18 protein-coding genes are annotated in these 20283 nt (G+C 66.8%); 11 read left to right on the top strand and 7 right to left on the bottom strand.

The features are described 5' to 3' along the window. Positions 1–5: 5 nt before the first annotated feature. On the bottom strand, positions 6–1031 hold the full coding sequence (locus ACZZZQ_RS06015; RefSeq protein WP_463507112.1) for a LacI family DNA-binding transcriptional regulator: 1026 nt from the start codon (positions 1029–1031) through the stop codon (positions 6–8). Positions 1032–1226: 195 nt separating this feature from the next. Between ACZZZQ_RS06015 and ACZZZQ_RS06010 the strand changes: the two genes are divergently transcribed. From ACZZZQ_RS06010 to ACZZZQ_RS05970, 9 genes are all read left to right on the top strand, one after another. Further along, positions 1227–2609 carry an extracellular solute-binding protein gene (locus tag ACZZZQ_RS06010; RefSeq protein WP_056276254.1) on the top strand — a complete coding sequence of 461 codons (1383 nt, stop codon included), beginning with the start codon at positions 1227–1229 and terminating at the stop codon, positions 2607–2609. Next, positions 2609–3547: a carbohydrate ABC transporter permease gene (locus tag ACZZZQ_RS06005; RefSeq protein WP_201778482.1), complete on the top strand. Its 939-nt coding sequence runs from the start codon at positions 2609–2611 to the stop codon at positions 3545–3547. Before ACZZZQ_RS06010 ends, ACZZZQ_RS06005 begins: the two co-directional genes overlap by 1 nt. A gap of 8 nt (positions 3548–3555) precedes the next feature. Then, positions 3556–4389, top strand: coding sequence for a carbohydrate ABC transporter permease (locus ACZZZQ_RS06000; protein WP_463507111.1), 834 nt, complete (start codon positions 3556–3558; stop codon positions 4387–4389). A 37-nt stretch (positions 4390–4426) separates the two neighbouring features. Beyond that, complete coding sequence (locus ACZZZQ_RS05995; RefSeq protein WP_463507110.1) at positions 4427–6076, top strand: glycoside hydrolase family 32 protein; 1650 nt, start codon at positions 4427–4429, stop codon at positions 6074–6076. Further along, the gene (locus ACZZZQ_RS05990; protein WP_463507109.1) at positions 6012–6866 is read left to right on the top strand and encodes a PfkB family carbohydrate kinase; all 855 of its coding nucleotides are present in this window, start codon (positions 6012–6014) and stop codon (positions 6864–6866) included. Before ACZZZQ_RS05995 ends, ACZZZQ_RS05990 begins: the two co-directional genes overlap by 65 nt. Before the next feature lie 146 nt (positions 6867–7012). Beyond that, positions 7013–7225 carry a heavy-metal-associated domain-containing protein gene (locus ACZZZQ_RS05985; RefSeq protein WP_056277661.1) on the top strand — a complete coding sequence of 71 codons (213 nt, stop codon included), beginning with the start codon at positions 7013–7015 and terminating at the stop codon, positions 7223–7225. Then, positions 7222–8184 (top strand): heavy-metal-associated domain-containing protein, encoded by a 963-nt coding sequence (locus ACZZZQ_RS05980; protein WP_463507108.1) that lies wholly within the window; start codon positions 7222–7224, stop codon positions 8182–8184. Before ACZZZQ_RS05985 ends, ACZZZQ_RS05980 begins: the two co-directional genes overlap by 4 nt. A 69-nt stretch (positions 8185–8253) precedes the next feature. After that, complete coding sequence (locus ACZZZQ_RS05975; protein ID WP_463507107.1) at positions 8254–10515, top strand: heavy metal translocating P-type ATPase; 2262 nt, start codon at positions 8254–8256, stop codon at positions 10513–10515. 66 nt (positions 10516–10581) lie between these two features. Then, positions 10582–12708, top strand: coding sequence for a heavy metal translocating P-type ATPase (locus tag ACZZZQ_RS05970; RefSeq protein ID WP_463507106.1), 2127 nt, complete (start codon positions 10582–10584; stop codon positions 12706–12708). Between the two features lie 138 nt (positions 12709–12846). Here the strand turns inward: ACZZZQ_RS05970 and ACZZZQ_RS05965 are convergent, their stop codons facing one another. The 5 genes from ACZZZQ_RS05965 to ACZZZQ_RS05945 form a co-directional block, all read right to left on the bottom strand. Beyond that, positions 12847–13893, bottom strand: a complete 1047-nt coding sequence (locus tag ACZZZQ_RS05965) for an NAD(P)-dependent alcohol dehydrogenase (protein WP_053098488.1) — start codon at positions 13891–13893, stop codon at positions 12847–12849. A gap of 230 nt (positions 13894–14123) precedes the next feature. Next, complete coding sequence (locus tag ACZZZQ_RS05960) at positions 14124–14954, bottom strand: TIGR02391 family protein (protein WP_463507105.1); 831 nt, start codon at positions 14952–14954, stop codon at positions 14124–14126. 187 nt (positions 14955–15141) lie between these two features. Then, positions 15142–15456 (bottom strand): hypothetical protein, encoded by a 315-nt coding sequence (locus ACZZZQ_RS05955; RefSeq protein ID WP_463507104.1) that lies wholly within the window; start codon positions 15454–15456, stop codon positions 15142–15144. 88 nt (positions 15457–15544) lie between these two features. Then, positions 15545–16315 (bottom strand): DUF4145 domain-containing protein, encoded by a 771-nt coding sequence (locus ACZZZQ_RS05950; protein ID WP_463507103.1) that lies wholly within the window; start codon positions 16313–16315, stop codon positions 15545–15547. A 49-nt stretch (positions 16316–16364) separates the two neighbouring features. Beyond that, complete coding sequence (locus ACZZZQ_RS05945) at positions 16365–17153, bottom strand: DUF4145 domain-containing protein (RefSeq protein WP_463507102.1); 789 nt, start codon at positions 17151–17153, stop codon at positions 16365–16367. A 260-nt stretch (positions 17154–17413) separates the two neighbouring features. Here ACZZZQ_RS05945 and ACZZZQ_RS05940 point away from each other — a divergent pair, with 260 nt between their 5' ends. Then, positions 17414–18259 (top strand): serine/threonine protein kinase, encoded by an 846-nt coding sequence (locus tag ACZZZQ_RS05940; protein ID WP_463507101.1) that lies wholly within the window; start codon positions 17414–17416, stop codon positions 18257–18259. Beyond that, on the top strand, positions 18256–19425 hold the full coding sequence (locus tag ACZZZQ_RS05935; RefSeq protein ID WP_463507100.1) for a hypothetical protein: 1170 nt from the start codon (positions 18256–18258) through the stop codon (positions 19423–19425). Before ACZZZQ_RS05940 ends, ACZZZQ_RS05935 begins: the two co-directional genes overlap by 4 nt. Here ACZZZQ_RS05935 and ACZZZQ_RS05930 read toward each other — a convergent pair. Beyond that, positions 19387–20127 carry a hypothetical protein gene (locus ACZZZQ_RS05930; protein ID WP_463507099.1) on the bottom strand — a complete coding sequence of 247 codons (741 nt, stop codon included), beginning with the start codon at positions 20125–20127 and terminating at the stop codon, positions 19387–19389. The two genes, ACZZZQ_RS05935 and ACZZZQ_RS05930, sit on opposite strands and share 39 nt — an antisense overlap. Positions 20128–20283: the final 156 nt, after the last annotated feature.

Raw genomic sequence — 20283 nt, 5'->3', positions numbered from 1 at the left:
GCGCGTCAGCTCACACGGCGGATCGACGCCCGCTCGATGACCGGCATGGGGATCAGCACGGCGTCGAGCGGCCGCTCGCCGAGCAGCATCTCGACCGCTGTGCGACCCATCACGTCGTACGGGAGCCGGGCGGTCGTGAGCCCCGGCCGCTGGAAGCTGGCGAGCTCCTCGTCGTCGAAGGAGGCGACCGAGATGTCGTCCGGCACCCTCAGCCCTCGCTCGGCGATCGCCTGGTAGGTGCCGAACGCCACGCCGTCGTTGCCCGCCAGGATGGCCGTGAGGTCAGGGTGCGCGTCGAGCATCTGCAGGGTCCGCGTGTATCCGATGTCGGGGTTCCACTCGGGGACGTCGATGATGAGCGGATCGACGCCCGCCTCGGCGAACGCGGCGCGGATGCCGTCGAATCGCGAGCCGATGGTCACCGAGTACACGGGGGACGAAACCGCACGGGGATTGTTGCCGATCACGCCGACACGGCGATGCCCGGCTTCGGTGAGCAGGCGCGCCATCGCGTGGCCGGCGACGCGCTCGTCGGGCAGGACCGAGGGGTGGCCCGTCGTCGACGTGCCGTTGACGATCACGACGGGGACGTCTGCGGGCGTCTCGGGCACCTCGATCATGCGGGCGCCGAGGAGGCCGATCAGGATGCCGTCGACCCGGCGGTCGATCATCGCCTGGATCTCATCGGCGATGGTCGCGTCGTCGCCCTCGGTCTCGGCGATGAGGACGGTGTGGCCGTGCTCCTTCGCCGCCGAGAGCAGGCCGCGGATCATCTCGGAGGCGTAGCGGGTGACGGTGATCTGGTCGGAGATGAAACCCAGCGTCTTCGTCTTGCCCAGGCGCAGGCTCTGAGCCGCGGGATTCGGGCGATAGCCCAGCTCCTCGGCGGCGGCCTTGACCCGTCGCGCCGCGTCGACGGAGAGTCGCGACCCCGGTCGATCGTTGAGGATCATGCTCACCGAGGCCTTCGACATGCCCGAGAGCGCCGCGACGTCGGCGAGCGTCGGTCTGCGATCCACTCTCTTCGGCATCGGCGTCCTCCAGTCGCTGCGATCCAGCATAGGCAGTGGATGCCGAGCCCCGAAACCACCCGTGTTGAATTGATTTAGCAAAATCGTTGCGACCGCGATTCGACGATGCTACTCTCGGCGATGCTGAATCAATTTAGCATCGCAGCCCGGGACTCTCGATCCGTGCCGCGAAGTCATCACACAGGAGAGAACATCGTGGTTGATCTCACTCGCAGGGCTCTGTTCGGCGCGATCGGACTGGGCATCGTCGGCACCGTCGTCTCGTGGCCGAGGCTCACCGGATCGGACATCCCCGGGCGCGGCAAGGACACTCTGACGGTCGCCCTCTTCGGCACCGCGCAGGATGCGCTGGCTCGTCAGTCGCTGATCGACGGCTTCCAGCGCAAGCACCCCGGCGTCGAGGTGCGCATCGTCGCCATCCAGGGTCAGGACTGGAGCGAGTACTTCGCGAAGATCCTCACGATGATCGCCGCGGGCACGCCACCCGATGTCGTCACCGTCGCGACCGAGGGGGCGCAGCTCTTCGCCTCGCGCCTCGCGCACCCGCTCGACGACTTCGTGCGTCGTGACGCGTCCGAGATGCAGGAGTACTTCGATGACGTGAACCCCACCCTCATCGAGGCGTTCATGTATCAGGGCAGCCTCTTCCAGATGCCCGACAACTTCAACGCCGCCAACGTGTTCTACAGCACGACGGCCATGGAGCGCGCGGGGCTGGAGCGTCCCGCGGACAACTGGACGCTGGAGGACTTCCTCGGCACCGCCCGCGCGATGAAGAAGAGCGCCTCGGGGCAGTTCCTGCCGTACTTCTGGAACAACCGGCTGTGGGGCGGAGTGGTGCCCTGGCTGTATGTGAACAACACCAGCTTCCTGCATGAGGAGAAGGCGACCGGCGGCGACTGGCTCTGGGACCGCTTCTATCCGGATCAGCCGGCCCGCAGCGGAGGCTACGTGTGGAAGCAGGCCGACGCGCTCAACGAGCATGCGGTCGAGAGCTTCTCGGTGCTCGAGCGCATGGTCTCGGAAGGGCTCGCGGCGAACCCGGCGCAGGGCGGCGGCAACGAGCTGGTCTCCCTGTTCTCCACCGGCTCCGTCGGGATGACCCCGGCCGGCGGCTTCTGGGTGCGCGGCCTCGAGGAGGCCGGCGTAGCGAACGACGCCTACGACGTCACCTACTTCCCGAGGATGGCGGGGCAGCGGCACCAGTTCGGCGCGGGCGGCTACGCGATCATGGAGACCTCGCCGCGCAAGGACGAGGCGTGGGAGTGGCTCAAGTACTGTGTCTCGGTCGAGGGCATGACGATCGCGCACTCGAAACCCGACTCGTCGCTCCCCCGTCGCTCACTCAACGCCAAGCTCTACGGCGCGGGAGTCGGGCCGGCGCACTGGGACGTCTTCTACGACACGCTCGACAAGTTCCCCGACACGGGCCCGATGCCGGCACCGCCCCAGCAGGCGGCCGTCGAATCCGCCCTGCTGAAGAACGTGGTGTCGACCATCACGAACGGTCCGTCCGGCGTCCGCCGAGGACTCGAGACCATGCAGCGAGATCTCGAGCTCGCGTTGGGGGGCAACTGATGTCCGAGAGCAGCACCCGCACCGTCACGGTGCCCACGAAGCTGCGTCGGGAGACCGGCACGGTCGCCCGATCGGGGCGCGTCTTCACCTGGGTCTTCCTCGCGCCCACGTTGATCGGGCTCGGCCTGTTCAACTTCGTGCCGATCATCGGATCGTTCGTCCTGGCGTTCTTCCGCTGGGACATCATCTCCGATCCGGTGTTCGTCGGATTCGACAACTTCGTCGACCTCGCCGCGAACCCGACCGTGAGCGTCTCGTTCCTGAACACCATCGGCTTCGTCGTCGTCGCCGTCATCCTGCAGCTGTCGGTGGCTCTGGTGCTGGCGGTGCTGGTCCAGTCCAGGATGCCGAACTGGCTGCGCACGTTCTTCCGGTCGGCGCTGTTCTTCCCGCTGATCCTGTCGGCGGCATCCGTCTCGCTGATCATGGCGTACCTGTTCAATCAGGAGTTCGGGCTCGTCAATCAGACGCTCAACCTGATCGGCATCGCGGACGTCGGCTGGTTGACGACCGGCCTCGGAGCCAAGGTCGTGGTGCTGCTGGTCTACGTGTGGCAGAACTTCGGGTTCACGTTCCTGCTCTTCATCGGAGGTCTCGCGGCGATCCCGAGTGAGGTCTACGAGGCGTCCTCCCTCGACGGCGCGGCCGGATGGACCCAGTTCCGCATGATCACGCTGCCGCTGGTGAGTCCGACCCTGCTCGTCGCATCCGTGATGGCGATCATCAACGCGCTGCAGATCTTCGACCAGCCGTGGGTGCTGACCCGAGGCGGTCCCGGCGACGAGACCCGCACCGCGGTGATGGTGATCTACGAGTCCGCGTTCCGACAGCTCGACTTCGGCGGCGCATCGGCCATCGGCATCGTGCTGACCCTTCTCATCATGCTCGTCACGGCCATCCAGTTCCGGCTGAGCCGCCGATTCGTCTTCTACGGGTGAGGCCCATCATGACCACGACAGCGTCTTCGAAGCGTTCCTGGCTCTACACCCTCGGCACCGGCGGAAAGTTCGCCCTTCTCGGGCTCGCCGCCCTGCTGACCATCGGTCCGGTCGTCTGGACCCTGATCACGGCGCTCTCGCCGACCGACCCCGTGACCCAGGAGGTCAGCGTCGGGTTCGATGCGTTCGCCGACGTCTTCGCCAAGATCCCGATCTGGCTCTACGCATGGAACAGCGCGCTGGTGGTGGTGCTGGTCGCCGCCGGTCAGATGCTCTCGGCCGCGATGGCCGGGTATGTGTTCGCGAAATTCGAGTTCCGCAGCAAGAAGCTGCTGTTCGCCCTGATCCTCGCGACGATGATGGTGCCGTTGCAGGTGACGATCGTCCCCGTGTTCATGCTCGTGAGAGGCATGGGCCTCGCCGACACCCTGCTCGCGCTCATCGTCCCCGCGCTCCCGACGGCATTCGGCACTTTCCTGATGCGGCAGTACTTCATGGGCATCCCGACCGAGCTGGGAGAGGCCGCCCAGCTCGACGGAGCGGGCCCCTGGCGCACGTTCTTCGGCGTCTACCTGCCGCTCGCGACCCCGGGTCTCGCGATCGTCGGCATCCTCGCCTTCAACTACCACTGGAACGAGTTCTTCCGTCCGCTGATCATGACGATCAGCGAGCAGAACTTCACGTTGCCGCTCGGTCTGGTCACGTTGCAGGGCAACCTCGGCACGGGCAGCGTGTCGACGGTGCTCGCCGGAGTGATCCTCTCGATGATCCCCGCACTCCTGGTGTTCTTCTTCGGGCAGAAGCCGCTGCGCGAGGGACTCACAGCCGGCGTCGGCAAGTGACGCACGCCCCCCATCACAGAGAAAGACGACTACCCCGGTGACCCCCACTGACTCTCTTCCGGTCCGCACCACGAGCCCGCGCACGCACTTCGCGCCGCGGAACAACTGGATGAACGATCCGAACGGACTCGTCTTCCACGACGGCATCCACCACCTGTACTTCCAGTGCAACCCGCACGGGATCTCGCACTCGAACGTGAGCTGGGGGCATGCGACGAGCACGGATCTCGCGCGATGGACCGAGCACGAGCCGGCCATCCTCTCGGACGACGCGGCGCAGATCTACTCCGGCTCCGTCGTGGTCGATCACGGCAACACCTCGGGATTCGGCACCGCCGAGGAGCCGGCCCTGGTCGCCCTCTACACGGCGGCCGCTGCAGGGCATCAGGCCCAGGCTCTCGCGTACAGCACCGACGGCGGATACGTCTGGACGAAGTACGAGGGCAACCCGGTGCTCGACCGCGGCACCAGCGACTTCCGCGACCCCAAGGTGTTCCGCTACGACGACGCCGACGGCGGGTACTGGGTCATGGTCGCGGTCGAAGCCCACGACCGGCAGGTGCTGTTCCACCGGTCCGACGATCTCACGACCTGGACGTATCTCTCGTCGTACGGCCCCGCGGGACCCGTCGGCGGGGTCTGGGAGTGCCCCGACATGTTCCGGCTCGCCGTCGACGGCGATGAGACCGACTCGCGGTGGGTGCTGCTCATCAGCCTCAACCCCGGGGGCATCGCGGGGGGATCGGGAACCCACTACGTCGTGGGGGACTTCGACGGCACGACGTTCCGCGCGAGCGCACCGCATCCGACTCCCTCGCGGCGGCTGATGGTCGACCGCAGTCAATCACGAGACGAGCTCGAGGCGTACGGCTGGATCGACTTCGGCCCGGACTGCTACGCCGGTGTCACCTTCGACGGCCTCGCCGAGAGCGAGCGGACGCTGATCGCGTGGATGGACAACTGGGAGTACGCCGGCCGCATCCCCCAGGACGAGTCGTCCGAGTACCGCACCGCGATGACTCTCCCTCGCCGGCTCTCGCTCACCCGCGACCGCAGCGGCGTGGTGCGTCTGCGCCAGGCGCCGGCGGTCGACGCCGCGCCCGTCGAGTTCACCGAGCTCGGCTCGATGACGGGCCCGACCACGGTGTCCGAGCAATTGCCGGACGCCGCGCGGATCAGAGTCTCGGCGGCGTTCGGAGACGCGCGAGGAGTCGAACTGCGCCTCGAGGGCGCGGATGCGGGTGGGGTCGTGATCCGTCAGGACCGCGCGAGCGGGCGCATCGACGTCGTCCGCCCCGAGCTGATCCCTCCCGCCGGGGTCGGCGGGTCGATGTCGATGCCCGCCACTCGCCCGGACGAGATCGACTGGGAGATCTGGATCGATCGGCTGAACGACAGGGTGTCGTCTCTCGAACTCTTCGCGGAGGACGGCGTTCGGGTGCTCACGGCGCTGATCCCTGCCGCTGCGCATCGCTCATGCGTGCTGGATGCCTCGGGGGAGCGCTCCTCGACGCCCGTGTCGCCGTCGCTGAGCTGCCGTGCTGACGACTGCACGGTGCCTCGTCGTGGGGGAGGCGCTCGTCGACGTCGTCGGCGGTGTGCCCCACCCCGGCGGATCGCCGATGAACGTGGCGGTGGGGCTCTCTCGTCTCGGGCTCGCGACGAGACTGCTCACGCGGATCGGTGACGACCCGCACGGACGGATGCTGGGCGAGCACCTCGCCCGGGAGGGGGTCGCCGTCGTGCCGACGAGCATGAGAGCAGGGGAGCGCACGTCCCGCGCCGTCGCCGTGATCGGGGCCGACGGGGCTGCGGCCTACGACTTCGACATCGAGTGGGATGTGTCAGCGGAGGTCGCGATCGCAGAGGCCGCCGGCGTCGACGTGGTGCATGTCGGCTCGCTCGGCGCGGTGCTCGACCCCGGGGCGGATGCCGTCCGCGCGATGATCGACGCGGTGCCCGACGGCATTCTGCGCACCTACGATCCCAACATCCGGGGCGAGCTTCTCGGGCCGCGCGCGGCCGCGACCGAGCGTGTCGAGGCGATCATGGCGGCGTCGCACATCGTGAAGCTCAGCGATGAGGATGCCGAGTGGCTGTATCCCGGATGCCCGATCGATGACGTGCTCGCGCGGGTGATCGCGCTGGGTGCGCGGCTCGCCGTCGTCACCCGCGGAGGCGACGGGTGCGTCTCGCTCATCGAGGGAGCGACGGGGCCGGTCGAGAGAGAGGCGCCGCCGGTCCAGGTGGTCGACACGATCGGTGCGGGCGATTCCTTCATGTCGGGCCTCATCCACGGCGTGGTCTCCGGCGGGCTGGCGCCGGCGCTCGCCGCCGACGCGTTCCATCCCGACGCTCGCGATCTGACGCAGTTCGAACGCGTGACCGAGGCCGCGCTCGCCGGCGCGGCCGTCACCGTGTCCAGGCGCGGCGCGAACCCGCCGCGCCTGAGTGAGCTGGCGATCTCCTCGCGCTGACGCGCCGGCACTCCCACGCACCGCACGCACCGCACGGCCGGTTCGTGCGGTGCGATTTTCGTGCGCCCATCGTGGAATACCCGGAGAGGGTATACGCTTGTGTCTAATACCCCCCTGGGGTACTAGAACGAAGACAAGGAGACATGATGACGAAGAACGAGTTCCAGGTGACGGGCATGACGTGCGGCCACTGCGAGATGTCGGTCCGCGAAGAGGTCTCCGAAGTTCCCGGCGTCGAAGACGTCCAGGTGAGCGCTCAGAACGGCACGCTCGTCGTCACCGGATCCGCCCCGATCGACGAGACGCGGATCCTCGCAGCCGTCGCCGAGGCGGGCTATTCGGCGGTGCGGACGTCATGAACTCCGGCGCACGGCTCGGCCTCTTCGGGGCCGGCCTGGTGGTGGCGTTCGGCGCGGCCTTCGGCCTCGCCGGCGTCATCATCCCCGCGAGTGCCGTGAGTGACTGGACGAAGGGTGCGGAGATGGACGAACACGACTCTCACGATGCGAGTGCCGCCGGTTCCGGCGAGGGCGAGAGTGCTCCGGCGGACGACCTGAAGGGGCTCTCCCTCGGGCTCGACGGCTACACGATGTCGCCGGTCGAGGCCCCGACATCGACGGGAGAACCCGGTGAGCTGGCGTTCCGGATCGACGACGCAGACGGCATCCCGGTGACGGCGTATGCCACCGCGCACGAGAAGCAGCTCCACCTGATCGTCGTGCGCTCCGACGGAAGCCAGTACCGCCACATGCATCCGGTGCTCGATGAGTCGACCGGCACCTGGTCGCTGCCGTGGGAGTGGACGGATGCCGGCGCATACCGCGTCTTCGCGGACTTCACGCCGGCGGGCGCCGATGCGCCGTCGCTCACTCTCGCGCGCACCGTCGAGGTGGGGGGCGAGTTCGCACCCGTCGAGCCGCAGCCGACACAGGTCGCCGAGGTCGACGGCTATACGGTCTCGGTCGACGGGGCTCTCGAGGCCGGGGCGGTGAGCGACCTGACGTTCACCGTGACCCGCGACGGCCGGCCGGTCACCGCTCTGCAGCCGTATCTCGGGGCGTTCGGGCATCTCGTGGCACTCCGGGACGGAGACCTCGCCTACCTGCACGTGCACGCCGCGGGCGCTGAACCCGAACCGGGCGAGACGTCGGGGCCGGAGATCGCGTTCGCCGCCGAGGCTCCGACTGCCGGGCGCTACCTGCTGTACCTGGACTTCCAGGTCGACGGCGCCGTGCACACCGCCCCGTTCGTGCTCGATGCCGCTCCGGCTGACGGCGCGCCCGAATCCGACGGCGACTCGCACGGCGACGCGCACTGACCGTCGCTCTTCGCCCCCACCGCGGCTGCCCGCTGCGACCCACAACGACATCGCACAGAAGGAACGAACATGAGCACGTCAGCACCCTCGACCACGGGGACAGGTCTCGAGCTGGAGATCGGCGGGATGACCTGCGCGTCCTGCGCGATGCGGATCGAGAAGAAGCTGAACAGGCTCGAGGGCGTCGTGGCGACGGTCAACTACGCGACCGAGAAGGCGAAGGTCACCGTTCCCGAGGGGTACGACCCGGCCGCGCTGATCGCCGAGGTCGAGAAGACCGGCTACTCGGCGTCGCTGCCTGCCCCGAAGGGGGTGGTGCGTGACGCCGGAGATCTCGACGCCGAGGACCCGGAGCTTCGCTCGCTGCGCACTCGCCTGATCGGTGCGGTCGTGCTGACCGTGCCGGTGATCGCCATGGCGATGATCCCCGCGCTGCAGTTCACGTACTGGCAGTGGGCGTCGCTCGCACTGGCCGCTCCCGTGATCCTCTGGGCGGCCTGGCCGTTCCACCGGGCGGCCTGGATGAACCTCCGCCACGGCACTGCGACGATGGACACGCTCATCTCCCTGGGCACATCGGCCGCCTTCCTCTGGTCGTTGTACGCGCTGTTCTTCGGCACGGCCGGCACGCCGGGCATGACCCACCCCTTCGAGTTCGCGCTCGCTCCGTCCGATGGAGCGGCGAACATCTACCTCGAGGTGGGTGCCGGTGTCACGATGTTCATCCTCGCCGGGCGCTATTTCGAGAAGCGGTCGAAGAAGCAGGCCGGCGCGGCGCTGCGTGCGCTGCTCGAGCTCGGCGCGAAGGACGTCGCCGTGCTGCGCGGTGGGGTCGAGGCCAAGATCCCGGTCGAGGACCTGCAGGTGGGAGACGAATTCGTCGTGCGGCCCGGTGAGAAGATCGCGACCGACGGCATCGTGGTGTCGGGCACGTCGGCCGTCGACGCGTCGATGCTCACGGGCGAGGCCGTGCCGGTCGAGGTCGCCGAGGGCGACGCCGTCACGGGCGCCACGGCGAACGTCGGTGGGCGGCTCGTGGTTCGCGCCACCCGGATCGGTTCCGACACGCAATTGGCGCAGATGGCCCAGCTCGTCGAGGACGCCCAGACGGGGAAGGCGGAGGTGCAGCGCCTCGCCGACCGCATCTCGGGTGTCTTCGTGCCGATCGTGATCGTGATCGCCGTCGTCACGCTGGGCGGCTGGCTCGGCGCCGGGTTCCCCATGACGGCGGCGTTCACCGCGGCGGTCGCCGTGCTCGTGATCGCGTGCCCCTGCGCGCTCGGCCTCGCGACGCCCACCGCGCTGCTCGTCGGCACGGGCCGCGGTGCGCAGATGGGAGTGCTCATCAAGGGGCCGGAGGTCCTGGAGTCCACTCGCACGGTCGACACCGTGGTGCTCGACAAGACGGGAACCGTCACCACCGGCAGGATGACGCTCGTCGACGTGTTCGTCGAGCCGGGCACCGACCGTTCGGATCTCCTGCGGCTGGCCGGTGCGCTGGAGGATGCCTCCGAGCACCCGATCGCGCAGGCGATCGCCAAGGGCGCGACCCAGGAGATCGGCGCCCTGCCCGCACCAGAGGACTTCGCGAACATCGAGGGCAAGGGCGTGCAGGGCGCCGTCGACGGCCACACCGTCATCGTCGGCCGGGATTCGCTCCTCGCCGAGTGGGCGCAGGCGCTGAGCCCCGGGCTCGCCGCCACGAAGGCCCGCGCCGAGGGCGAGGGCAAGACGGTCGTCGCGGTCGGATGGGACGGCCTGGCTCGCGGCATCCTGGTCGTCGCCGACACCGTGAAGCCGAGCAGTGCCGAGGCGATCGCCCGGTTCAGGGCGATCGGGCTGACGCCCATCCTGCTCACCGGGGACAACGAGGCCGTCGCCCGGCGGATCGCCGCGGAGGTCGGCATCGACGAGGTCATCGCCGAAGTCCTCCCGGCAGACAAGGTCGCGGTCATCACCCGCCTGCAGGGTGAGGGGAAGACGGTCGCGATGATCGGCGACGGCGTCAACGACGCACCCGCACTCGCCCAGGCCGACCTCGGCCTGGCCATGGGCACCGGAGCGGATGTCGCGATCGAGGCGTCCGACATCACCCTGGTGCGCGGTGATCTGCGCAGCGCGGTCGACGCGATCCGGCTCTCGCGGGCGACGCTCTCGACCATCAAGACCAACCTGTTCTGGGCCTTCGCCTACAACGTGGCGGCCATCCCGGTCGCGGCGCTGGGAATGCTCAACCCGATGCTGGCCGGTGCGGCGATGGCGCTGTCGAGCGTCTTCGTCGTGGGCAACAGCCTGGGTCTGCGCGGGTTCCGCAGCATCGCGACGCGGTGACCCCTAGGCTCTCGGCGACCGCCGAGACACACTGAGAACGACACCCGATACGGGAGGACGGGACCCATGACTGCACACGACGCGCACGGAACCCCCGGGGGAGGCCGGCAGGTCTCGCACGACGATCACGCTCGGGACACGGACGGGGCTCACAGCGAGCACGCGGACCACGGCGGACACGGCGGACACGGCGGACACGGCGGACACGGCGGACACGGTGACCACGTCGGTCAGTTCCGTCGCCTGTTCTGGGTCAATCTCCTGCTCGCCGTGCCGGTGGTGGCGTTCTCGCCGATGTTCGCGATGATCTTCGGCTACGACGTCGCCGGAGGGGCCCGGTTCATCTCGCCCGTGCTCGGCACCGTCATGTACGTCTGGGGCGGATGGCCGTTCCTCACCGGGGCGATCAGCGAGCTGAAGGCCCGCAAGCCCGGGATGATGCTGCTGATCGCCCTCGCGATCACGGTCGCGTTCTTCGCCTCATGGGGCGCGACGCTCGGCATCCTCCATCACGAGCTCGAGTTCTGGTGGGAGCTCGCACTGCTCATCGTCATCATGCTGCTGGGCCACTGGATCGAGATGAGGTCCCTCGCGCAGACGACGTCGGCGCTCGACTCCCTCGCGGCGCTGTTGCCCGACGAGGCCGAACGGGTCGAGGGCGACGAGATCGTCACGGTCGCACCCGCCGATCTCGTCGTCGGCGACGTGGTCGTCATCCGTCCCGGGGCGAGCGTTCCGGCGGATGGTCGCATCATCGACGGCGCAGCCGCCATGGACGAGTCCATGGTGACGGGCGAGTCCCGCCCGGTCACCCGAGCGACCGGTGACACCGTGACCGCGGGGACGGTCGCGACCGACTCGGGTCTGCGGGTCGAGATCACCGCGACCGGGGATGACACCGCGCTCGCCGGCATCCAGCGGCTGGTGACCGATGCGCAGAACTCCTCGTCGCGGGCGCAGCGCATCGCCGACCGCGCAGCCGCCCTGCTGTTCTGGTTCGCGCTGCTGTCGGCCGCGCTGACCGCGCTGGTGTGGACCCTCGTCGGGGATCCGGATGCTGCGGTCGTGCGCAGCATCACCGTGCTCGTCATCGCCTGCCCGCACGCGCTCGGCCTCGCGATCCCGCTGGTCGTGTCGATCGCGACCGAGCGCGCAGCCCGGGGCGGGGTGCTCGTCAAGGATCGCCTCGCGCTCGAGAGCATGCGCACCGTCGACGCCGTGCTGTTCGACAAGACGGGCACGCTGACGAAGGGCGCGCCGACCGTGACCGCCGTCGAGCCGACCGGTGACATCGACGCCGATCGTCTGCTGGCGCTCGCCGCCTCGGCTGAGGCCGACAGTGAGCATCCGCTCGCTCGCGCGATCGTGCGCGCGGCGGAGGAGAGAGGGCTGACGCTCTCGAAGGCCTCCGGGTTCTCGTCGTCTCCCGCCGTGGGTGTGACCGCCACGGTCGACGGCAGAGAGGTGCGCGTGGGCGGGCCGAAGCTCCTCGACGAGGTGGGCGGCCGAGAGATCTCCGCCGCAGACGGGTGGCGAGACGAGGGTGCCATCATCCTGCACGTGACCGTCGACGGACAGGTGGCCGGCGGGCTGAAGCTCGCCGACGAGGTGCGACCGGAATCTCAGCAGGCGGTCGACGCGCTCCACCGCCTCGGCGTCGAGGTCGTCATGATCACCGGCGACGCCCAGGCCGTGGCCGATTCCGTCGCAGCCCGGCTCGGCATCGACCGGGTGTTCGCCGGGGTGCGTCCCGAAGACAAGTCAGCCAAGGTGAAGGAGCTGCAGGCAGAGGGCAAGAAGGTCGCGATGGTCGGCGACGGCGTCAACGACGCCCCCGCCCTCGCTCAGGCCGACGTCGGCATCGCGATCGGCGCCGGGACCGATGTCGCCATCGCCTCGGCCGGGGTGATCCTCGCGAGCTCCGACCCGCGGTCGGTGATCTCGGTCATCGAGCTCTCCCGCGCCGCATACCGCAAGATGCGGCAGAACCTGTGGTGGGCGGCCGGATACAACCTGCTGTCGGTGCCGCTCGCCGCCGGCATCCTGGCACCCGGGGGATTCGTCCTGCCGATGTCGGTCGGAGCGGTGCTGATGTCGCTCTCGACGATCGTCGTCGCGCTCAACGCGCAGCTGCTCCGGCGCATCGACCTGTCGCCCGAGGCGAGTGTGCGGGGCGTGCTCGAGCGGTCCTGACGCGGGATCGCCTCGGTGATCCCGCGAACACCGAGATCTCACCGGCGCTTCAGCGCGGTGACGGCGCTCGATCGGCGGTGCAGACAGCAGCGGCCGCCCCGCCTGTGAGACGGAGCGGCCGCTGTGCGAAAGCGCCGTCTACGGGACGATGACTGCGCGGCCGCGGATGCTGTTCGAGGCGAGATCCTCGTACGCCTTCGGGCCGTCGTCGAGCGAGTACGTCTCGGTCTGCACGTGGATCTTTCCCGCGCGCGCGAGATCGAGCACCTCGATCAGTTCCGAGCGCGATCCCCAGTAGGGGATTCGCACGGCGGCGTCGTAGGCGATCGCGCCGAAGCCGAGCGACATGGTTCCGCCGCCGATGCCGACGATCGTCACGTCCGAATCGAGTGCGGCGACACTCTGCGCCAGAGCCATCGTCGGGTTCGCGCCCACGAAGTCGAACACGGCGTTGGCGCCCAGACCGCCGGTGATCTCGCGGATCTTGTCGGCGGCGGATGCATCGCTGATCAGGACGTGGTCTGCGCCCACTTCGGTGGCGAGCTCGAGCTTCGTGTCGTTCACGTCGAGGGCGATGACGGTGGCGCCCGAGATCGCCTTCAGGATCTGGATGCCGACATGGCCGAGCCCGCCGGTGCCGATGACGACGGCGAAGGTGCCGGCGCCGAGCTTGGGGAGTGAGCGCTTGATCGCGTGGTACGGGGTGAGGCCGGCGTCGGTCAGCGAGACGTTCTGCACGGGGTCGAGGTCGCCGAGCGGCACGAGGTGGCGGGCATCATCGACGATCATGTACTCGGCCATCGAACCCTGGCTGCCGAGGCCGGGAGGGCGGATGCCCTCAGCCGCGGCGTTGGTGCAGTAGTTCTCCATGCCCTGTGAGCAGTTGTGGCAGCGGCCACAGCCCCACGGACCGTAGACCGCCACGGCGTCGCCGACCTTCAGCGTCGAGTCGACGCCCTCTCCGATCTCGTGCACGATGCCTGCGCCCTCATGGCCGAGCGTCAGCGGCAGCGGATAGCTCTGCTCGAGGTAGTCCTTCTCAGGAAGGCCCATGACGTAGTCGTCGGAATGGCAGACGCCGCCCGCAGTGATCTTGAGCAGAACCTGACCGGGGCCGGGCTGAGGAATCGGGATGTCGACGACGACAGGGGGCTTGCCGATCTCGACGTAACGGAGAGCTTTCATGTGCTTCTTCTTCCTGGCGCCCGAGCGGTCTGCCGCGCGGTGCGGAGGCGTGGGCGCTCGAGGCCGTCTCTTCCAGTATCAGCCCGAGGCGTGAGCGGCGGCTGTTGCGGCAGATGTCGGGAAAACGATCTGTTGACACAGAATGTCGCGCAAGAGCGGCTGCTTCAGCTTTCACGCGACCTCTTTACCGTGAGACTTTTAGCCATCGGTGACCTCCAGGGCCGATGCAGCTAGGTCAAGGGAGTGAGTGAAGAGCCGTCTAGTCGTCGATGGACGTACGAGAACAGCGCGAACGCGTCGTAGAAGTCGGGCATGGCTTCGACGATGGTGATGCGATTCGAGTGCGCCCGAGGGTTTCGGAAGTGTCCGTGGATGCCGAGCAGAAGATTGTTGAAGCCTCGATGTTCACTTATGTCCGAGTCTGACTCATATGCGTTGATGTAGAGAACCGGCTTGTCGCGACCAGTGGCGAAGACACCGTTGTACAGGGCACCGCCGTCGCCCGCGAGACCGGTGATTGCTCGGACGCGAGCAGGAATGCTCTTGGCTGCCTCCGAGAGCGCGTGGAAGAGCGAGCGGTTCACGAACTCCTCCTCGCAGTAGCGGAAGAGCTCGGCGTGCGTGCCCCGTCTGCGAAGCTCGACCTGAAGGGTGCCAGCGAGTTTCGCGCCTTCGCTGAGAGATGTCGCTTGCCTTTTGCGAGTTAGCTTTCCAGCGTCGCTTACCCCGTAGCCGTGATGTATGAGGAACTTATTGAGTTCGTCTCTGAGTTGCGTGAAGCGCTGAGGGTCCCGTGCGTACCTCCCGGGAGACATCGCCTTCGTGATGAATGCCGCAACACAGTTCCCAGCGCTCTGGGCCACCTGCTTGTTGTTCAACGCAGCGTAGAGCCCATCATGCTTGTTGAATCCGTCGGGTCGGCCGCTGATGCCCGCCATCTGAAGAAGCTGGTCGATCTCGCGGTTCGTCAGCCCGGGGTGCTCAGTTTGTCCGAGGATCTCCGTGACTCCCTTGACGAGATCCATGGGAAACTCCGGCTGTCGACTTGGCTTGTCGCTCATTCCTGTCCTCCGTGAGAGGTAAGGCCGTACAAGCGGCGTGCGAAGCCGATGGACCAGGGTGCCGTGTACCAGCCCTTCTGTGTGAGATGTGACTCCCAGTCCATCCCGTTGAGTCGATGAACGTGGATCGCGTAGCTGAGCTGGGCTCTTGATCTGGCGTCCGACCGGGAGAGCGACCGTGATGGCGTCATTCACGAAGCGGTGCAGCTTGCCGGCTTCCCGTTTGAGGAGTTTGCTGAAATGCTGACAAGAGACTTGAGCAGACGGAACCTGATGCCATGTTTGATGGCCTGTTCCGCCCCGACGACGCGTCGAGCGTCCCAAACTGTTCGAGGTTGATCGTGGGCAGCACTTCATCCGGACTGAGCGAACTCCCGAGGTCGGCGAGATGCTCCGGGTGCTTTGCCATGAGGTCGGTTTCCACACCAAACAGCGACCTCAAACCAGCGGCCCGATCCTCGAGCCCGAGCAACCACACCAACCGCAAGGTGATCTCCATCACGGTGCGCAAGTCTGGAGCGCTCACCGCCTCCCGACCACGCTGAGCGAGCTCCCCGATCGCCAGGATCTGATGATGCGCAGCACGATCTCTACTTCTTGGAGCGGGCGGGCCGTCCCTTGCGGGCGCTAATCTTGGCTGCGCTTTTGAGTAGCTGCTCGTCGGTGCGATCGTAGAGGCGGCGTAGCGCCAATTCGAGGTACTTGGCTCCCTCGAGCACGTACTCGATGGTCAGACCGGGTTCGTGTGAGCCGGTGTTACCGATCCATTTGACGGCCTCGAGGGCGTCAGCCACGTCGGGGTACGCCGGGCGTAGGGCTTCGATCCTGGCGTGGGTCGTCAGTCGCCGTTTGGTGTTTGTTGGTTGCGTCTTTCGAACTTTGAGGTGAGTAAGGAGGATCTCGACAGCCTGGCGCAACTGGTTGGCCGCGGCGCTGGGGTTGATCCAGATAATCTCGTTCGCGGCGCTGATCGCGGCAGCCACGGGAACCGGTGTCCCTGAGACCGGGCCGACAGTGTGCAATGCAGGCGAGATGTATCTGACACGGAGGTTCTCACCCCATTGCGGACCGTCAAATTCGTTCGATTCGTCGCTGACAAACCAATCGCCGGCGATAGCGAGCTGGGCTGTGCAAGTTGGGTCGGAACAACGCAGCATCGCGGTGAATGTTCCGTGGAGAATGTCGGGGTCAAGGTAGCCGTGGTCGACGACAGCTTGATATGCGGTCTGCGATGAGGGGACGGTGACAGTCTTTCCAACGCGTTGGACGGTGCTTCGCTGGCAGGCGGGGCAGGAGATGCTGGGCCACTGGCCGTCGGGGAACCAGTCGGCCAGTGGGAGCAGAGCATGATGGTGCGGCACGATCCGACACTAGGGCACAACCCATTCGCTCACCTGCGGCGAGGGGTCGCTACCGGCTCTTCGCGCGAGGTACGCGTCCCTTGCGGGCGGTGACCAGCGTGGCCTTCTTGAGCAATTCGTGGTCGCTGCGGTCGTAAAGCTTACGGAGAGCGAGGTCGAGGTAGTCGGCGCCGTCGAGTACGTTGCGGATGGTTAGGGCAGATTCGTGGGAGCCGGTGTTGCCGATCCACTTAACGGCCATGATCGCCTTGACGACGTCGTTGAGATCAGGTCGGTTCTTCTCGAGGAGTACGATTCGCGAGTGTGTGGTGAGGGCCTGGCGCTTGCCTTTGCTATTGATGGTGTATCGCTTCACTTTCAAGGTGGTCAGGAGTTCCTCGACTGCCTGGCGAAGCTTGTTGGCTGCAGCACTAGGGTCAATCCAGATCACTTCGGCGGCCGCATCGATCGTCGCGATCACGGTGGGCGGAGTCTTCGCCGGCGGGGTGATGATGCGGAGCGCGGGAGAGATGTACTTCACCCTGAGGTGGTGGACGTAGCGTTCGGAGCCCTCTTCGTCGTCGTAGTCGGGAGCGTACGTCCAATCGCCTGTGAAGGGGAGGGTGCGCTTGCATCCGGCGTTGGTGCATCTCAGGAGGCCGAGGAACTTACCAGTGAGGTCTTCCGGGGCTAGTTGCTCGTGGCGAGCAGCGGCGAGATACTCCTCGGACAATGGATCCTTGATGTGCATGACGCTGTTGCGGATCGCCAGGGTGCCCGCGGCGCATTCCGGGCAGGGGACGGGCGGCCATGAGTCCTGGCGGACCCAGCCACCAAGGGCAGTGAGATGGTTCGGCACGATCTGACAGTAGAGCACAGCGGCCGGCTGCCCGCGCCGTAAAGCACGATGCCGGTGACCATCTCACGCCAAGGCGTGGCGGCACCACTGTCGCTCTCCGGATCCTGGTCCCCGATCGTTTTCGAGGATGGCCCCGCTGCATAGATCCGATGAGCGCGCTTCTGGATTCGAACAGGTTGCGAAACCGGGCGGCAACTGCGGCATAGACACGCTCCGCGGACTTTGGGCCTCATTGCGGTCAGACTCGATAGATTCGAGCCATGACTGTCGCAGACGAGGCTCTCGTGGGGGAAGTGGTCGCAGCGTTTGGGCTGACCGATGAAGGGCCAATTGGCGCCATCGGCGGTCAGAAGGCTGTACGCCGCGTCTCCCGGGACGGGCAAACGTTCGTCTTGAAGGTCGTGGCGTTGGAGTTCACTACGGACGAAACGCTGAAGCGGGCGGAAAGAGAGGTGCAGCTCCTTGCGAGCCTTGATAATCCAAACGTCGTCAAGGTCAAATCCGAGCTCACAGAGCTCGGCACTCCCGTGCATGCGGCCGCCTGGATCGAGGAGTATTTGGATGGCGACGACCTAGGGAACCTCATCGGGGGCGTGCCGTGGTCATGGATCGACGCTAAGTCCATGGGCGTCCAGGTCGCGAATGGGTTGGCGGCTGGACATGACAAGTCCGTCATACATCGAGATCTGAGCGCGAACAATGTGCGCCGCCTCAGCGACGGTACGTACAAGGTTCTGGATTTCGGGTTCGCGCGGCATACGCTCCGATCTGGTCTGACCGTCGCGGGGCAACCGGGGACGAGGGGCTACCTGACGCCCGAGCACCTCAACAGCTATAGCGGGGGCCCAATGCAGATGTCGGACGTGTTCCAGGTCGGCATACTCATGTACACGGCATTGAGTGGTGTCTCTCCGTACCCGTGGACCGGTGACGATAACGAGTACATGACTCGTCTGCGCACCGGGGCGATGACTCCGCTCGATGTTCACCGGGCAGATCTGTCGCGCGAACAGGTAGAACTCGTCCACCGGGCCTTGCACCCGCAGCCCGCGCGAAGATTCCGTAACGCGGCGGCCTTGCGCGACGCGCTGGAGGCGACCCAATGACTACGTTCATCGAGGATAGTCCGCGCTCATTTCAGGCGGGCTGGATCGCGCGCGCCCACCAAGCAGGCACGGCGACCGGTGCTGTGATCACCCCGTGGGCGACACCCTATATCCACCGCGGTGGGCCAGGTCTCAAGCCCGGCATCGTCAACCGTATCCGCGAGTTGCGTGATGCTGGTGTGGCCGTGTGGTTCGACGCCACCACCCACGCCCTGCAGATGCCCGGGGTCGGTGATTTCCGGTACTACGCGGAGTACAACCTCTGGGGCGGCCCGGTCGGTGACCTCACCCAGGACGCCTACCGACGCGAGCATGTGCGCCGGGTGTTCAAGCATCAGACGGAATTGGGCCTATCGCTGGTTGCGCCGGCTCCGCTGCTTCCGTCCGGACTCAACAACGTCAGCACGCTCGCTCTCGAGACGGCTCGAGTCGCCCAGGAGCTCGAGCCGTCAGCTTGGTTCACGATTGCAGGCGTCGGAACCTTCTGGAGCGATGGTCATGACCTCGATGCCCATGTAGGGGCGCTCGCCGCGCTGGCACCCCAAGGATGGTTTATCTCCTTCGTGCAACCGGATAATGAACTTCCTCCGAAGCTCACGGCGGAGGAGGTTTACGGTATCTGCCGCACCGTGCGGGCGCTGAGCGAGTACGCGCCCGTACATGTCTCTCATGGGGACTTCGCTGCTCTTCCGGCGGTAGCAGCGGGTGCAACCACCGTCGGGACAGGCTGGGACAAGCGCCAGCGCGTCGTATCGTACACGGATTACGCACCACGCCCCGAGACCACGGGGCAGGCGAGTTGGTACGAGAGGCCCAGCTTTCTGGGCCTCCTTGGGACGCTGGATCGGAAGGCGGACGGGCCGCTGCTCCAGCAACAGGACGCGACGCTTTCGACACGGCTCGGCGGGGTGGCATCGGTGCCGAACGCCGAGGGTGCCTTCCAGCACCACGTAGCCCAGCTGGATGCAGCAATTCGGCGCATCCAGGGGGCGGGCAACTCCTACCGCCAACGCTACGACGAGCTAGACCGAATGTACACCGAAGCCTCAACGAACTGGGCTGCCGTCCAAGCGGCCACAGGCCTGCGTGATCGGTCGAACCTCTGGGTCAGTTCTTATCAACAGGGTCTACGTATGTACGGCCACAGCGAAGGCTGGATCGTATAGCCCTGCCTCGGTCGCTGCTGCGAAAAGTTCCCAAGCCTGGAGGCGCCGCCGCTCCTCGGCGCGCCCCAGTCGAGGTCGGATGACCCAGCGGCCGGCAATCATGAGACCGCCACGGTCATGGGCCACCTCGGCCTCAAGGGCAACTTGGGCGCGAGTAGAGATTTGCCCCATCACGAGAACGTAGCTGTCGGCCCAGATGCGGTAAGTGCGCACCTGACGTAGTGCTGAGCGCCAATCCTCCACCTTCGCCTCGACGGCGTAGAGTCGACCGCCTGGTGTCAGCGGGATGGGACGTACGTAACGGTCGGCTGCGACCTCGATTAGAGCGCCGCGCCGCACGAGACCCCTGACTCGATAGGAAATCGCTGCAGTTGGCCACCCTTGGGCGGCGGCGAGACCTTTGGCGCTCAACGCGCGGCGCACGTTCGCGGATGACACCACGCCGGCATCCAACTCGTTGAGAACCGGTGCGACATCAAGTCTGTGGCGGCGCCGCAGGCGCTCGATGTCGCCCACGTACGCTGTGAAGTCAGGGACGCCGAGCGGGCCAGCAAACTCAGGGACGACTACGAGGCCTCTGCTCGCTCCTGGAAGGCCCTGCGTGGCGGCCAGGGCATCCTGGTGAAGTTCTCGTTCCTTCACGGGCTCAAATCGACGTCCAGCCCGCGGGTTGGACGTCGCGATCTCAAGCGCGTATGCCATGACTCTCCTCCCTGGAATCGACTCTAGTACGACCCACTCTTAAGGGCCTCGGAGCCCGATGCCGGTCTCTTGCTAGGGCGCCGGTCAAGACGTGTCAGCGCGACGAACGCTAGACGACGTGCGCCGTCGGGGGCTGATCGGCTTTGCTTCATCTAC

It is taken from the genome of Microbacterium sp. AC132, from assembly GCF_979258525.1.
The sequence above is the reverse complement of the archived record's forward strand: the minus strand, read 5'-3'. Positions and strand labels throughout refer to the sequence as shown.